The sequence below is a fragment of the Bacillus pretiosus genome (genome assembly GCF_051294775.1).
Taxonomy (GTDB): Bacteria; Bacillota; Bacilli; order Bacillales; family Bacillaceae_G; genus Bacillus_A; species Bacillus_A wiedmannii.
The window spans coordinates 1-317 of record NZ_JBPPHF010000118.1 but is presented as its reverse complement, the minus strand read 5'-3'; the positions used below and the strand labels follow the sequence as shown (position 1 = coordinate 317).

General features: G+C 40.1%; 1 protein-coding gene. It reads left to right on the top strand.

From position 1 onward, the window contains the following. Positions 1-317, top strand: a 317-nt coding sequence (locus ACSG5Z_RS30110; RefSeq protein ID WP_435712770.1) for an SPFH domain-containing protein, incomplete at both ends; no start/stop codon positions are given.

The following is a 317-nucleotide window of genomic DNA, read 5'->3' as shown; positions in this document are numbered from 1 at the left end:
TCCTTATGACAATTTCCAAGATGAAACTAGCATCACGTTACGAGGAAATACTGACGAAATCTCTGAAGAATTAAACAGTGAGTTAGAAGCGCGCCTTGAAATCGCTGGCGTAGAAGTATTAGAAACTCGTTTAACACATTTAGCTTACGCAACAGAAATTGCCCATGCAATGCTACAACGTCAACAAGCAAAAGCAGTATTAGCTGCTAGAAAAGAGTTTGTTGAAGGTGCTGTGAAGATGGCGAAAGATTCAATCCATATGTTAGATGAGGAAGGCGTACTTGCATTAGATGACGTTCGTACAGCAAATATGGTGA